The 12,722-nt window shown below is 69.9% G+C and carries 15 protein-coding genes and 6 tRNA genes; 13 read left to right on the forward strand and 8 right to left on the reverse strand.

The window, feature by feature from the left end; translation table 11 throughout:
* Positions 1 to 135: 135 nt before the first annotated feature.
* Both ACFYZ8_RS38805 and ACFYZ8_RS38810 read left to right on the forward strand, forming a co-directional pair.
* The gene (locus ACFYZ8_RS38805) at positions 136 to 1,083 is read left to right on the forward strand and encodes a phosphotransferase family protein (RefSeq protein WP_388540487.1); all 948 of its coding nucleotides are present in this window, start codon (positions 136 to 138) and stop codon (positions 1,081 to 1,083) included.
* A gap of 80 nt (positions 1,084 to 1,163) precedes the next feature.
* On the forward strand, positions 1,164 to 1,475 hold the full coding sequence (locus tag ACFYZ8_RS38810) for a zf-TFIIB domain-containing protein (protein ID WP_031054045.1): 312 nt from the start codon (positions 1,164 to 1,166) through the stop codon (positions 1,473 to 1,475).
* Positions 1,476 to 1,523: 48 nt separating this feature from the next.
* Here the strand turns inward: ACFYZ8_RS38810 and ACFYZ8_RS38815 are convergent.
* From ACFYZ8_RS38815 to ACFYZ8_RS38835, 5 genes are all read right to left on the reverse strand, one after another.
* Positions 1,524 to 1,595, reverse strand: a tRNA-Val gene (locus ACFYZ8_RS38815).
* Between the two features lie 33 nt (positions 1,596 to 1,628).
* Positions 1,629 to 1,700 (reverse strand) — tRNA-Val (locus tag ACFYZ8_RS38820).
* 19 nt (positions 1,701 to 1,719) lie between these two features.
* A tRNA-Val gene (locus ACFYZ8_RS38825) sits at positions 1,720 to 1,791 on the reverse strand.
* A 1-nt stretch (position 1,792) separates the two neighbouring features.
* Positions 1,793 to 1,866: transfer RNA gene (locus ACFYZ8_RS38830), tRNA-Cys, on the reverse strand.
* A gap of 38 nt (positions 1,867 to 1,904) precedes the next feature.
* Positions 1,905 to 1,977, reverse strand: a tRNA-Gly gene (locus tag ACFYZ8_RS38835).
* A gap of 178 nt (positions 1,978 to 2,155) precedes the next feature.
* Between ACFYZ8_RS38835 and ACFYZ8_RS38840 the strand changes: the two genes are divergently transcribed.
* The 3 genes from ACFYZ8_RS38840 to ACFYZ8_RS38850 are packed head-to-tail and all read left to right on the forward strand — an operon-like array spanning position 2,156 to position 4,898.
* Complete coding sequence (locus ACFYZ8_RS38840; protein ID WP_388540484.1) at positions 2,156 to 3,199, forward strand: chorismate-binding protein; 1,044 nt, start codon at positions 2,156 to 2,158, stop codon at positions 3,197 to 3,199.
* Positions 3,196 to 4,017 (forward strand): aminodeoxychorismate lyase, encoded by an 822-nt coding sequence (locus tag ACFYZ8_RS38845; RefSeq protein ID WP_359039239.1) that lies wholly within the window; start codon positions 3,196 to 3,198, stop codon positions 4,015 to 4,017. Before ACFYZ8_RS38840 ends, ACFYZ8_RS38845 begins: the two co-directional genes overlap by 4 nt.
* A gap of 50 nt (positions 4,018 to 4,067) precedes the next feature.
* Positions 4,068 to 4,898 carry a GNAT family N-acetyltransferase gene (locus ACFYZ8_RS38850; protein WP_359039241.1) on the forward strand — a complete coding sequence of 277 codons (831 nt, stop codon included), beginning with the start codon at positions 4,068 to 4,070 and terminating at the stop codon, positions 4,896 to 4,898.
* 7 nt (positions 4,899 to 4,905) lie between these two features.
* On the opposite strand, the gene ACFYZ8_RS38855 is transcribed toward ACFYZ8_RS38850, so the two are convergent.
* Positions 4,906 to 5,427, reverse strand: coding sequence for a DsbA family protein (locus ACFYZ8_RS38855; RefSeq protein ID WP_359039243.1), 522 nt, complete (start codon positions 5,425 to 5,427; stop codon positions 4,906 to 4,908).
* Positions 5,428 to 5,648: 221 nt separating this feature from the next.
* Here ACFYZ8_RS38855 and ACFYZ8_RS38860 point away from each other — a divergent pair, with 221 nt between their 5' ends.
* Positions 5,649 to 6,098, forward strand: coding sequence for a hypothetical protein (locus ACFYZ8_RS38860; RefSeq protein ID WP_388540481.1), 450 nt, complete (start codon positions 5,649 to 5,651; stop codon positions 6,096 to 6,098).
* A gap of 156 nt (positions 6,099 to 6,254) precedes the next feature.
* Positions 6,255 to 6,407, forward strand: coding sequence for a hypothetical protein (locus tag ACFYZ8_RS38865; RefSeq protein ID WP_020117509.1), 153 nt, complete (start codon positions 6,255 to 6,257; stop codon positions 6,405 to 6,407).
* Between the two features lie 135 nt (positions 6,408 to 6,542).
* Here ACFYZ8_RS38865 and ACFYZ8_RS38870 read toward each other — a convergent pair whose 3' ends face one another.
* Both ACFYZ8_RS38870 and ACFYZ8_RS38875 read right to left on the reverse strand, forming a co-directional pair.
* Positions 6,543 to 7,103 carry a CGNR zinc finger domain-containing protein gene (locus tag ACFYZ8_RS38870; protein WP_359039247.1) on the reverse strand — a complete coding sequence of 187 codons (561 nt, stop codon included), beginning with the start codon at positions 7,101 to 7,103 and terminating at the stop codon, positions 6,543 to 6,545.
* A 250-nt stretch (positions 7,104 to 7,353) separates the two neighbouring features.
* Positions 7,354 to 7,767: an SsgA family sporulation/cell division regulator gene (locus ACFYZ8_RS38875; RefSeq protein WP_004002642.1), complete on the reverse strand. Its 414-nt coding sequence runs from the start codon at positions 7,765 to 7,767 to the stop codon at positions 7,354 to 7,356.
* A gap of 191 nt (positions 7,768 to 7,958) precedes the next feature.
* On the opposite strand from ACFYZ8_RS38875, the gene ACFYZ8_RS38880 reads away from it, so the two are divergent.
* From ACFYZ8_RS38880 to ACFYZ8_RS38905, 6 genes are all read left to right on the forward strand, one after another.
* Positions 7,959 to 8,420 (forward strand): TIGR02611 family protein, encoded by a 462-nt coding sequence (locus tag ACFYZ8_RS38880; RefSeq protein WP_388540478.1) that lies wholly within the window; start codon positions 7,959 to 7,961, stop codon positions 8,418 to 8,420.
* Positions 8,421 to 8,496: 76 nt separating this feature from the next.
* Positions 8,497 to 8,568 (forward strand) — tRNA-Val (locus tag ACFYZ8_RS38885).
* A gap of 386 nt (positions 8,569 to 8,954) precedes the next feature.
* The gene (locus tag ACFYZ8_RS38890; RefSeq protein ID WP_388540475.1) at positions 8,955 to 10,244 is read left to right on the forward strand and encodes an ABC transporter substrate-binding protein; all 1,290 of its coding nucleotides are present in this window, start codon (positions 8,955 to 8,957) and stop codon (positions 10,242 to 10,244) included.
* Between the two features lie 14 nt (positions 10,245 to 10,258).
* The gene (locus ACFYZ8_RS38895; RefSeq protein ID WP_355753820.1) at positions 10,259 to 11,215 is read left to right on the forward strand and encodes a sugar ABC transporter permease; all 957 of its coding nucleotides are present in this window, start codon (positions 10,259 to 10,261) and stop codon (positions 11,213 to 11,215) included.
* Positions 11,212 to 12,084, forward strand: a complete 873-nt coding sequence (locus ACFYZ8_RS38900) for a carbohydrate ABC transporter permease (protein WP_388540472.1) — start codon at positions 11,212 to 11,214, stop codon at positions 12,082 to 12,084. The genes ACFYZ8_RS38895 and ACFYZ8_RS38900 overlap by 4 nt, the downstream gene beginning before the upstream one ends.
* A 10-nt stretch (positions 12,085 to 12,094) precedes the next feature.
* Complete coding sequence (locus ACFYZ8_RS38905; protein WP_388540469.1) at positions 12,095 to 12,691, forward strand: hypothetical protein; 597 nt, start codon at positions 12,095 to 12,097, stop codon at positions 12,689 to 12,691.
* Positions 12,692 to 12,722 lie beyond the last annotated feature (31 nt).

Consider the following 12,722-nt stretch of genomic DNA (forward strand, 5'->3'; position numbering starts at 1 on the left):
CGCCCCGCCCAAGCCCAGCGCAGCGGCCCCGCGGGGAACTGCGCGACCAGCCCCCACCGGCCCGCACCCGCCCGACAACCGAACCCGGCACCCCCCGTACCCTCGCGACCAGAACCCCGTCCCCCAGGGAGCCCCGTGACCCCCCACCCCCTGCTCACCGAGCTCACTCTCAGGGCAAGAACCGAGGCTCACTCACGTAGCTCCTCCGCGTGCCCCTGCGGCGCAGCCACCCTCGCCGATCGCCCCGACGCCACCGTGGTCCGGCATGCCGACACTGTCGCGAAGGCCCACGCCCCCGGCACCACCACTGCCGACCTGGCCCCCCGCCTCGCCGCGGCCGACCGCCTCCCCGGCATCCTCCTGAACCCACTGAACAGGACGCCCGTAGAGCTGCACGGCAGGCTCGTCACCTTCTGGCCGTACGGTGACCCCGTGGACCCGGAGCACCCCGACGCCGCCCCCTGGGAACCCGCCGCCACCCTCCTCGCCCACCTCCACCGCACCCCCGCCCCACCGGACATGCCCCCCATGCGAGGCCCGGTCAAAGCCGCACTCGCCGTCGCCCGTCTCCTCAAGGCAACCCGGCAGCAACAGCAATCCGCCGCCGCCTCCGTCCTGCGCGCCTGGCTCACCCTCCCGCCCTGGGCCCGCGCCGAGACCCCCATGTCCGACACCACGACCCTCTGTCACGGCGACCTCCACCTCGGCCAACTGGTCCGTTACCCCGCCCCGGACGGCCCGTGGCGGCTCATCGACGTCGACGACCTCGGCGTGGGGGAGCCCGCCTGGGACCTCGCTCGCCCCGCCGCCTGGTACGCCTGCGGTCTGCTGCCGCCCGAGGACTGGTCCCGCTTTCTCGGTGCGTACCGCGCGGCCGACGGCCCCGCGGTCCCCGCCGACGGCGACCCCTGGCCGGCGCTGGACGTCCCCGCCCGCGCCCTCACCGTGCAGACCGCCGCCCGGGCGATCGCCAAGGCGATCGAGGCGGGCCGGGCGCTGGACGACGTGGAGCGGGCCGTCGTCGACGCCTGTGACCGAATGGGTTCCACCCCGCCGGAGTTGGCGGACGGTTTCGCGAAGTAGGGTGCAACCGACCAGAGCCGGACAGAGTCTGTCCTGGCGTAACGCTAAGCAGGACCGACCGGCGAGGAGTTGAGCCGACGATGCAGTGTCCGAAGTGTCATGCACCGATGCACACGTACAACCGCAACGGTGTCCAGATCGAGCAGTGCAGCGGCTGCCGCGGGATCTTTCTCGACTACGGCGAGCTGGAGGCGCTGACCCGGCTGGAAGGCCAGTACGGTGGCGGCCCCGTTGTTCCCCCGCCCCCGGCCGCGCCGCAGTACCCAGCCGCGCCCGGCGCACCGGCCTGGGGCGCACCGCAGCACGGCGGCGGCCACTACGGCGGCCACGGTGGTCATCACGGCGGGCACCACCGCAACCGCGGCTTCGGCCACATGCTGTTCTCCAGCTGACCGAGCAACGAGGAAGCCCCCGGCCGCAGGGCCGGGGGCTTCGGTGTGTGCGCGATACTGGGATTGAACCAGTGACCTCTTCCGTGTCAGGGAAGCGCTCTCCCGCTGAGCTAATCGCGCGGGACGTCACGATCAAGATCGTGCCTTACTGCGTGCGCGATACTGGGATTGAACCAGTGACCTCTTCCGTGTCAGGGAAGCGCTCTCCCGCTGAGCTAATCGCGCGGAGGATCATGAGATCCAGTGGACGATACTGGGATTGAACCAGTGACCTCTTCCGTGTCAGGGAAGCGCTCTCCCGCTGAGCTAATCGTCCTTGGAGGTGGAGACGGGATTTGAACCCGTGTAGACGGCTTTGCAGGCCGTTGCCTCGCCTCTCGGCCACTCCACCAGGAGTGAGGGGTTCGGGAAGATCCCCTTGTTCCTTCGAGCGGACGACGAGGCTCGAACTCGCGACCTCAACCTTGGCAAGGTTGCGCTCTACCAACTGAGCTACGTCCGCTTGTCGTTTCGTTCCGCTCTCGCGGCCCGGCGACGAGTTGAACTCTAGCGGATTCCGGGGCCAGTACAAAAACGCGTTTGCGCAGCGTGCTGCGGTGCGCATGTCTACGTACGTGGTCAGGGCGGCCGAAAGGACATGGCCAGGTCACCCGCGGGACACCCGCCATAGACTCGACACCGTGCCCGACCTCCCTCCTCTCGCCCGTTTCGGCGACCGCGTCGCCACCGGTCTCCTCGACGTCACCAGTGACCCCGCGGCGCTGGACTCCGCCGGCTTCTGGGCCGTCGCCGCGGACTTCGAGGGCGGTCTGACCTGCGCCCGGTTCGCCGACGTACGCCATGAGGCGGTGCCCGCGCCGATGCCGGGGGCATGGCGGGGTCCGGCCGCCGGTGACTGGACGTCCTCGCTCGATCGCGTCGCGTACATGGAGGGCGTACGGCGGATCCGGGCGCACATCGCCACCGGCGAGGTCTACCAGGCCAACCTCTGCCGTGTCCTGAGCGCCCCCCTCGCTCCCGGCGCCGACGTGGACGCGCTGACCGCCCTGCTGGCGCGCGGCAACCCGGCGCCGTACGCAGGAACGATTCGGCTGCCCGCGCACGGGGTGGAGATCGCCACCGCGTCGCCCGAGCTGTTCCTGCGCAGGGACGGGCGCGTCGTGGAGTCGGGGCCGATCAAGGGGACCGGGCGGACCGAGGACGACCTGCTGGCCAAGGACTACGCCGAGAACGTGATGATCGTGGACCTGGTCCGCAACGACCTGGGGCGGGTGTGCGCCACGGGCAGCGTCACCGTTCCCGACCTGTGTGCCGTCGAGAAGCATCCGGGGCTGGTCCACCTCGTGTCGACCGTGCGGGGCGAGTTGCGGGACGGGGCCGGCTGGGCCGAACTGCTCGGCGCCGCCTTTCCGCCGGGCTCGGTCACCGGCGCGCCCAAGTCCAGCGCCCTGCGGATCATCGACGCGCTGGAGACCGCGCCCCGGGGGCCGTACTGCGGAGGCGTCGGCTGGGTCGACACCGACCGGGGCACCGGGGAGCTGGCCGTCGGCATCCGCACCTTCTGGACCGACCGCGCCGGGGGAGTGCTGCGCTTCGGCACCGGTGCCGGGATCACCTGGGGGTCCGACCCCGAGGGGGAGTGGCGGGAGACCGAGCTGAAGGCGGCCCGGCTGCTCGCGGTAGCGTCGGGGACGTACGAGGTGAGTGGAGGGACCCTTACGTGAAGATCTGGCTCGACGGCGGGCTGCAGGACATCGAGACCGCCCGCGTCTCCGTCTTCGACCACGGACTGACCGTGGGCGACGGCATCTTCGAGACCGTGAAGGCGGTGGACGGCCGCCCCTTCGCCCTCACCCGGCATCTCGACCGGCTGACGTTGTCCGCCCGGGGCCTCGGGCTGCCCGACCCCGATCACGACGAGGTCCGCCGCGCCTGCGCCGCCGTACTGGAGGCGAACCCGATGCCGCTCGGGCGGCTGCGGATCACCTACACCGGTGGCCATGGCCCGCTGGGCTCCGACCGGGGCGAGCACGGGCCGACCCTGGTGGTCGCCCTCGGCGAGTCCGCTCCGCGCCCCGACTCCACGGCCGTGATCACGGTGCCGTGGACGCGGAACGAGCGCGGCGCCCTCACCGGCCTCAAGACCACCTCGTACGCCGAGAACGTCGTCGCGCTCGCCCGCGCGCGTGAGAACGGCGCCTCGGAGGCGCTGTTCGCCAACACGGTCGGGCAGTTGTGCGAGGGCACCGGGTCGAACGTGTTCGTCGTGCTCGACGGCGAGATCCACACTCCGCCGCTCGCCTCCGGCTGCCTCGCGGGCATCACGCGAGCGTTGACCGTCGAATGGACCGGGGCCAAGGAGACCGACCTGCCGCTGGACGTCCTGGAGCGGGCGGACGAGATCTTCCTCACTTCGACCCTGCGGGACGTCCAGGCCGTCCATCGCGTCGACGCGCGCGAACTGCCGGGCGCGCCCGGCCCGGTGACCGCCAAGGCCATGCGGATCTTCGAGGAGCGGGCCGGGGACGACCTCGATCCGTAAAGGCCGTCGATATTGAGCTGCTCCGGCGCACGGCAGCGGGTAGAACTCCGGTGATGACCACCACCCTGCGGCCGACCGAGCCGCTCCAGCGCGGCGCCGACGGGGCGCTGTCCCGCCACTACACCGTGTGCGTGAACAGCCGTCCCGTCGGGGCGATACACCTCGCGACCCACCCGTCCTTCGGCACGGCCGTCGCCCAGATCCGGGACCTGCGGATCGACGAGCCCGACCGCAGGCGTGGCCGGGGCACGGTCGCCGCGCTCGCCGCCGAGGAGGTGGCGCGGGGCTGGGGCTGCGGGCAGCTGGAGATCAGGGTCCCCGCCGACGCCGGGCCCGCGCTGCGGCTCGCCACCATGCTCGGCTACGTCCACCGCAACCGCGGCATGGAGAAGCACCTCGGCGCCGACGCGCCCCACCTGCCCCCGGGCAGCCGGGGCAGACCCATGACGGAGGCCGAGTTCTGGCCGTGGGCGGAGCGAGGCATCACCGAGTACGCCGGTGACTGGTCCTCCCGAGGAGTACCCGAGGCCGAGGCCACGGCGAGGTCGCGCAAGGATCACCAACAGCTCGTGCAGCGAGGCTTGGCGACGCCGGAGGCGCTGTTCAGCGTCCTGGAGCACGACGGAGTCCGGGTCGGCGTCCTGTGGGTGGAGTTCATCGACGACGACACGGCGTTCGTCTACGACGTCGAGACCGAGGAGGCCTACCGCGGCCGTGGCCACGGCCGTTCGCTGATGCTGCTGGCCGAGGCCCAGACGATCGCCTCCGGCAGACGGGTCCTGGGCCTCAACGTCTTCGCGGGAAACACGCCGGCGGAGCGGCTGTACGAGTCGATGGGGTACGCGACGGTGGGTTACTCGATGTACAAGAGCCTGCTCTGAGGCCGGCTCACTCCTGCCCGGCGAGCAGCCGGTCCGCGATCTGTTCGATCCGCTCGCGCAGCCCGTCCTGGCTCTTGCCGCCGTCGAGGCGCTCGCCGTCGATGACGTACGTCGGTGTCCCGGTCACGCCGATCGCCTTGCCCTCGGCCTGGTCGGCGTCCACGATCAGGATGTGCCGGCCGTCGATCAGCGCGGTGTCGAACTCCTCGGCGTCGAGCCCCAGTTCACGGGCCACCTCGACCAGGAAGGATTCCCCGCCGCGGTCCAGCTCCGCCACCCGCCCGAGCACGGCCTCGACGAACTCCCAGCCCCTGCCCTGCTCCAGCGCCTCCTCGGCGGCCTGCGCGGCGGCGAAGGAGTGCTTGTGCTTCTCCAGCGGGAAGTGCCGCAGCCGCAGTTCCAGACGGTCGCCGTAACGGGCGCGCAGGGCCCGGACATCGTCCAGCGCGTCACGGCAGTCCGGGCACTGCAGCTCGCACCACACATCGAGGACGGGCGCGGCGGGACGGACGGGGGAGGGGTCGCTCATGGGCCCAGTCTCCCAGCTCCGGCTCACTGTGCCGAATCGCCTCCGGCCTCCACGAAGGCGCCCTCTGCCCGCCGGTACGACCCCGACCGGCACCTGCGGAGGAGCTGACCCGGAGATGTCCCTGATGTCCTGCCGGGGCATGGCCCGGTGGGGGTCGGGAGGTGCAGGATGGATAGGGACGAAGCGGCACGTTGCCGATCGAGCCCTGCCTGGAGGACCGGATGATTGCCGAGACCGTCTGTTCCGCCGTCGCCGCGGCCGGCCTGGGCATCGCGGCGGTCACCGCGTACCGCAAGCGGTTCCTCGCGGCGACCCGTATCGCCGCCTACTCCCTCGTCCCGCTCGGCCTGGTGATGACCGGCGTCGTCGACTGGCTCGCGGACACCGCCTTCAGCCCGACGGCCTGGGCGGGCTTCGGCGTGCTCGGCCTGTCGTGGGTGCTGTTCTCGACCACGCGCGCGGTGGAGCGCCGCCGCGGGGGCACCCGCAAGGAGCGCAGGGCGGCCCGTGGCGCCCAGCAGGAGGCGGTGGCTCCCACGGCCTCGGCGCCCTCCCTCGGCCCGGCCGTACGCACCCCGGCGGCCCGCCCCGCGGGCAAGCCCAGGGGCACCGAATCGGCGGGGGACGACTTCAGCGACATCGAGGCCATCCTCAAGAAGCACGGCATATGACGGTCGCGCGCTGAACTGAAACGTTCGCAGTGCGGCACATGCAGGTCCGCAAGCGATCACGATCCGAAACGGACATCACGGAATCCGGCGAACTACCGCTCATTCCGGGCGTGTTGATCGCGTCCGGGGTGCCGGCTGCGCCATCATCGCCGCGAGATGCTGGACACGAAACAGAGCGATACCGCGCCGCCGCAGGACGAGCCGCGTGGATGCCTCTTCGCCCTTTCCCAGCCACCGCTGATGATCTTCCTTGCGGTGATCGGGTCTCTCCTGCTCATGGCTGCGCTGCACGACCTGCTGCTGCTCTGAGCCGTAACCCGTGGTCCCCGGCGTCACCCGTCGGGGACCACGTCGACAATCAGCGTGCGGGTGTCGGTCCGACGCCTGGCTCTCCGTCCGGCTGCCCGGGTCTCAGCCCACCCCGGCTCTCACTCCGCCCGGACCTCAGCCCGCGGCCTCCTTGCGCCGGGCCCGGTAGGCCGCCACATGCAGGCGGTTTCCGCAGGTCCGGCTGTCGCAGTAGCGCCGGGAGCGGTTGCGGGACAGGTCGACGAAGGCCCGCCGGCAGTCGGGTGCCTCGCAGCGCCGCAGCCGCTCCTGCTCCCCGGCCACCACGAAGAACGCCAGCGCCATCCCGCAGTCGGCCGCCAGGTGGTCGGCGACGGAGGCGCCCGGCGCGAAGTAGTGCACATGCCAGTCGTAGCCGTCGTGATCCGTGAGCTGTGGAGTCGTGCCCGCGGCGGCGACCAGCTCGTTGATCAGGGCGGCGGCGGCCCGGGCGTCCGGGGCCGCGAAGACCGAGGCGAACCGGCCCCGGATCTTGCGCACGGCCGAGAGGTCGAACTCCGAGAGCACCCCGACGCCACTGATCTCGTGGTTTCGTACGAAATCCGCGAGCGCCGCGACATCCGGCAGCGCGTCCGGCGACGCGTCGTCCTCCGGTGCGGTGTTCACCAGATCGACCACGGTGTCGAGGGCGCACCGGGTGTCGTGGGTGATCAGCACGATTTGCTCCCTGGCCTGGGGGTCGGGCGGACGCCCGCCGATGCTGGCCGATGGTAATGGCTCGGCGGGTCGCGGTGCCCGGACGCACGACAGGTGCCGTGGGGGGGGGGGCGGGCCCCCCCCCCCCCCCCGGCCCCGGGGCGGCGCCCCCCCCCCCCCCCACGGCACCTGTCGTTCCCTATGCGGTTGTACCAGCCCGAGCCGTCTCCCCGAGTGGACGGCGCCGGGCGGCTCTGTGCGGTCTCGCCTCCTAGCTTTCCGCCAGGATGTGCGAGAGCTCCTGATCCAGATCGAAGTGGCGGTGCTCCGTGCCCGGGGGCACGGCGGCGTCCGTCCGCTTCAGGAACGACTCCAGGGCCCGCGCCGGGGCCTCGAGCAGTGCCTCGCCCTCCGGGGAGCTCAGGGCGATGCACACGACGCCCTGACCGTGACTGCGCGACGGCCAGACTCGGACGTCGCCGGTTCCGGTGGGCCGGTGGAGGCCCTCCGCGAGAAGGTCGCGGGCGAACACCCACTCGACGGTCTCCTCGGCTCCGGTGTGGAAGGTGGCGTGCACGGCGTAGGGGTCGGCCGTGTCGTACCGCAGGCCTGCGGGGACAGGCAGGGAGGACTCGCTCGACACAACGAGGCGCAGGTGCAGCTCGCAGCTGACCGTGGTGTTCATAAGCGCCAGGGCCTTTCGCTCAGTGTGCGCTCGGGGATTCGCACGTCGGCGAAATCGACATGCCACCTACGGTGCCGTTGTAAACCCCTCTGAGTGTTTTGCGTGCCTTTACGTAACTCTTCCGGCCGAGGGCCCCTTGCGGAGGTACGACCATTCCGGTGACTGGTTTCTCTCCGGTAGGGTTCGGCTGTATGAATACGGGGAGTGACGGGCCGCGCGAGGTCGCCGTGGCGTCTGACGGGCAGGCCGGCAAGGAGTCGGACGAGGTGAAGGGCGAGCAGGGGCTCGGTTCCAGGGCGCCGGAATTCATCAGGTCGCGGCGGGTCCTGCACCTGAGCTGGCAGGTCCTGGTCTTCGTCATCGGCCTCGCGGTCGTGGTGGCCGGCATCATCATGCTGCCGTTGCCCGGGCCGGGCTGGGTCGTGATCTTCGGCGGTATGGCGATCTGGGCGACCGAGTTCGTCTGGGCCCAGCTCGTGCTCCGCTGGACCAAACGCAAGGTGACCGAGGCGGCCCAGCGGGCCCTCGATCCCAAGGTGCGACGGCGCAACATCATCCTGACCTCGATCGGCCTCGTGGTCATCGGCGCGATCCTCGGGGTCTATGTCTGGAAGTTCGGCTTCGAGATGCCCTGGAACATCAAGGACCAGTGAGCCCGCGGGGGGCGCCGGGACTGTCACCGCTGGTCACAGGCACCCCCTGACATGGGGTAATCTTCTTCCTGCGTCCGGGCGATTAGCTCAGTGGGAGAGCGCTTCGTTCACACCGAAGAGGTCACTGGTTCGAACCCAGTATCGCCCACCCGGACCGACGGCCCGTCTGCGAGATCGCGGACGGGCCGTCGGCGTATGCACGCACGGAGCGACGACGAGGACCGGCCGCCGACTCCGTCACGCCTGACGGTCCGTGGTGCGGCCCATTCACCGCCTGTCCTTTTTCGGTCGCCCGTCGATCGCGTACGGCGGCCTGTGTCACGTTCGACCGGTCGATCCCGCGGCTCTCACCTGGGGGATCGTCACTTCCCGCGGGCCATCCGGTGGTTGGAGGCGCTCCGACCTCTCACCACGCTCTCAAGAAATTCCTGTCCGAATCATTGACGCACTCCCGGGCCCTCCGTAACTTGTGCCAGCAAGCGCTTACTTGAAACGATTCATGCAGGCGGCGACGCTGCGGGGAGGGACCCGACTGTGGGAACCAACAGGAATGTTGAGAGGCGAACGATCCTGAAGGCGGCCGGGGCTACAGCGGCGACGCTGGGGCTGGCCGCGACGACGGGTTGCGGGGGTGACAGTGACAGTTCCGCCGACGGGACGGTGACACTGCGTTACGCGTGGTGGGGCGGCGAGCCGCGCGCCATCGCCATCAAGAAGACGATCGCGCTCTTCGAGAAGAAGTATCCGAAGATCAAGATCAAGCCTGAATTCACCGACTATCAGGCGTTCTGGGAGAAGTTCCAGACCCAGGCCTCGGGCGGGAATCCGCCGGACGTTTTCCAGAATGCGGTCGGTTTCCTGCGCAAGTACGACAAGCGCGGTGTTCTGCTGGATCTCAAGTCGCAGGCGGACGCCGGGAATCTGAGCCTGGACAACTTCCGCAACGGCGTTCTGGCGAACGGTCAGGTCGACGGCAAGCAGCTCGGCATTCCCGTCGGCGCCAACACCATGGCGCTCGTCATCGACCTCAAGGCCTTCAAGAAGGCGGGCGTCGAGGCGAAGTTCGGCTGGACCTGGGACGAGTACTTCGCCGCGCTCCAGACGATCCAGGACAAGCTGAAGATCGCCGGTGACACCGGCTACCACGGCATCATGTACCTGTACGACCTGTATCTGCGTCAGAACGGCAAGGCCTTCTTCACCGACTCCGCTCTCGGTTTCACCGAGGACGATCTGACGCAGTGGTGGACGGACGCGTACAAGCGAGTGAAGTCCGGGCTCGTCGCCGACCCCAAGAAGATCGAGCAGGTCCAGCCCAAGTCCGGCCTTTCGGCGGGGCTCGCCGCGTCCGAGTTCACCTGGGACAACTTCTCCATCCGCTACGAGGGTGAGGGCGAGTCGGACTACGGGCTCGCGCCGATCCCCACCACGGACGGCAAGCACACCGGCCAGTACCTCGGCTCGCTGATGCTCAGCGGCTTCTCCGGGACCAAGCACCCGAAGGAGGTCGCCCAGTTCATCTCCTTCATGGTCCACGACCCCGAGGTCGGCAAGATCATGGGCTATGACCGCGGCATCCTCGCCACGACCGAGCAGTACGACGCGTTCAAGCCGACCGATGCCCAGAACAAGGGTGTCGCGGCCTACGAGGAAGAGGTCGCCAAGGCCGGTGTGCTCGGGAAGATCACCCCGCACCCGTCGGGCGCCGACGTCGTCGAGGCGGCGTTCCTGCGGATCGGCGCCGAGGTCTCCCAGGGCAAGACCAAGCCGGCCGACGCCGCCAAGGCGCTGTTCAGCGAGGCCAAGGCCGCGTTCGCGGGCTGAGGGGACGTACCACCATGACGCTCGTCAAGGAAGCGCCCGTGCGCCCGGCGAAGAAGCGGTCCGCCGCTCCTGTCGCCGGGCGGCGCGGGCGGCGCCGCGAGAACCTCGCCGGCTACCTCTTCATGTCGCCGTGGATCGCCGGGTTCCTGGTGCTCACGGCGGGGCCGATGATCGCGTCGCTGTACTACGCGTTCACCCGGTACAACCTGTTCACGCCCCCCGAGTGGGTGGGCTTCGACAACTTCACGACGATGTTCCAGGACCCGCGCTGGCAGAAGTCGGTGGAGGTCACGCTCAAGTACGTCGTCGTGGCCACCCCGTTGAAACTGCTGCTCGCGCTCGGTGTCGCGCTGCTGCTGGCGCAGAAGCGGCGCGGGCAGGGTCTGTACCGTGCCGCGTTCTACATGCCCTCCCTCATCGGTGCCAGCGTCTCCGTCGGCTTCGTGTGGCGGGCGCTGTTCTCGGACGACGCGATCGTGGACCGTACCCAGAAGATCTTCGGCGTCGACGTGGGCGGCTGGATCGGCAACCCCGACTACGTCCTGTACTCCCTGGTCGCCCTGAGCATCTGGCAGTTCGGCGCGCCGATGGTCATCTTCCTGGCCGGACTCAAACAGGTCCCGCAGGAGCTGTACGAGGCCGCGGAGATGGACGGAGCCGGCCCCCTCCGCAGGTTCTGGAACATCACGCTGCCGATGATCTCGCCGGTGCTGTTCTTCAACGTGCTGCTGGAGTCCATCCACGCGTTCCAGGTGTTCGGCTCCGCGTACGTGGTCTCCAACACCCAGTGCGGGCCCGCCGACGCCACCCTCGTCTACACCTGTTACCTCTACCAGAAGGGCTTCAAGGAGGCCCAGATGGGCTTCGCCTCCGCGATGGCCTGGTCGCTGGTGGTCGCGGTGGCGCTGGTCACGGCGGTCCTGTTCTGGTCGCAGAAGAAGTGGGTGCACTACGAGGAGGCCGCCAAGTGACCACTGTCAGCACCCCTGTGGTGCGCACCGCGAACGAGCGGCGCCGCACCGGATCGATCGCCTGGCACGTGGGCGCGCTCGCCGTCCTCGCGGTCGTCCTGTATCCGGTGATCTGGGTCTTCGGGGCCTCGTTCAAGCCGAGCAAGGACATCATCGCCAGCGTCGACCTGCTGCCGGCCAAGCCGGTCTGGGCGAACTTCTCGGGACTCGCCGACGGCATCTCCGGCATCTCCATCAGCAGCTTCTTCGTGAACTCACTGATGTACGCGGGCCTCGCCGTGGCCGGTGTGGTGATCTCCAGCTCGCTGACCGCCTATGCCTTCGCCAAGATCCGGTTCGCCGGGCGGAATCTGCTGTTCACGCTGATGATCGGCACGCTGCTGCTGCCGTATCACGTCCTGCTGATCCCGCAGTACGTGATGTTCCGCAAGCTGGAGCTCGTCGACACGCTGGTGCCGCTCGTGGCCGGCAAGTTCCTGGCGACGGAGGCGTTCTTCGTCTTCCTGATGGTGCAGTTCATGCGCGGGCTGCCGCGGGAGCTGGACGAGGCCGCCAAGCTCGACGGCTGCGGGCACCTGAGGACGTACTGGTCGATCGTGCTGCCGCTGTGCCGGCCCGCCCTCATCACCAGCGCGATCTTCACCTTCATCAACGCCTGGAACGACTTCATGGGGCCGTTGATCTACCTCAACACCCCCGAGAAGTACACCGTCTCGCTCGGCCTGATGATGTTCCGCGACCAGGAGGGCATCTCCAACTACGGCAGCATGATCGCGATGTCGCTGGTGGCGCTGGTGCCGGTCATCGCCTTCTTCATGGCCTTCCAGCGCTACCTCATCGACGGCATGGCGACGTCCGGACTGAAGTGAGGCGGTCAGCATGGCGCAAGCGCGTGTGAAGGCCCGGCGCAGGGCGCCGGTGTTCGGCGGTGAGCGCTTCGCCCTCTTCGCCGAGACACTGCTCACCGGCGTATGGATCGCGGTGGCCTGTCTCGGACTCGTCACCTATCCGGCGGCCTTCGCCGCCGGGGCACGGCATCTGCGCCGCCGCATGTCCCATGAGGGCGGCGGCCGGCGGGAGTTCGTCGCGGACTTCCGCACGGCCGCGCGGCGCGGGTGGCTCGTCGGGGTCGCCGGGTGGGTCGCGGCGGCCGCGGTCTGGGTGGACGTACAGGCCGCCCGGGCCGGGATCCCCGGAGGGCCGCTGGTCGGGGCCGTCGGACTGTTCGCCCTGATCGCCCTCGCCGTGGCCGGGCTGCGGGCGGCGGCGGTCTGGGCTCCGGGTGCCTCCTGGCGCGCGCTGCTCGCGGATGCCGTACGCCGGACCCTGCGGGACCCCGCCGGATCCTTCCTGATCGTCGCGGGACTGGCCGTCGTGGCCCTGTCGGCGGGGTTCATCGCGCCGCTGGCGGTCCCGGTCCTCGGAGCCGTCGCGGCGGCCGCCGTCGCCGTGGAGGAGCGCTACCGGCGCCGCTGACGGGCGGTGCCCTCGTCCCCAGGTCGGCGCC

It is taken from the genome of Streptomyces sp. NPDC001668, from assembly GCF_042893155.1.
In the GTDB taxonomy this organism is placed as follows: domain Bacteria; phylum Actinomycetota; class Actinomycetes; order Streptomycetales; family Streptomycetaceae; genus Streptomyces.

Bases quoted from the DNA above. Each gene is read 5' to 3' on its own strand.
- ACFYZ8_RS38860 (WP_388540481.1), top strand. From the start codon at position 5,649: ATGATTGCCGAGACCGTCTGTTCCGCCGTCGCCGCGGCCGGCCTGGGC.
- ACFYZ8_RS38895 (WP_355753820.1), top strand. From the start codon at position 10,259: ATGACGCTCGTCAAGGAAGCGCCCGTGCGCCCGGCGAAGAAGCGGTCC.
- ACFYZ8_RS38905 (WP_388540469.1), top strand. From the start codon at position 12,095: ATGGCGCAAGCGCGTGTGAAGGCCCGGCGCAGGGCGCCGGTGTTCGGC.
- ACFYZ8_RS38880 (WP_388540478.1), top strand. From the start codon at position 7,959: ATGAATACGGGGAGTGACGGGCCGCGCGAGGTCGCCGTGGCGTCTGAC.
- ACFYZ8_RS38855 (WP_359039243.1), bottom strand. From the start codon at position 5,427: ATGAGCGACCCCTCCCCCGTCCGTCCCGCCGCGCCCGTCCTCGATGTG.
- ACFYZ8_RS38810 (WP_031054045.1), top strand. From the start codon at position 1,164: ATGCAGTGTCCGAAGTGTCATGCACCGATGCACACGTACAACCGCAAC.
- ACFYZ8_RS38875 (WP_004002642.1), bottom strand. From the start codon at position 7,767: ATGAACACCACGGTCAGCTGCGAGCTGCACCTGCGCCTCGTTGTGTCG.
- ACFYZ8_RS38865 (WP_020117509.1), top strand. From the start codon at position 6,255: ATGCTGGACACGAAACAGAGCGATACCGCGCCGCCGCAGGACGAGCCG.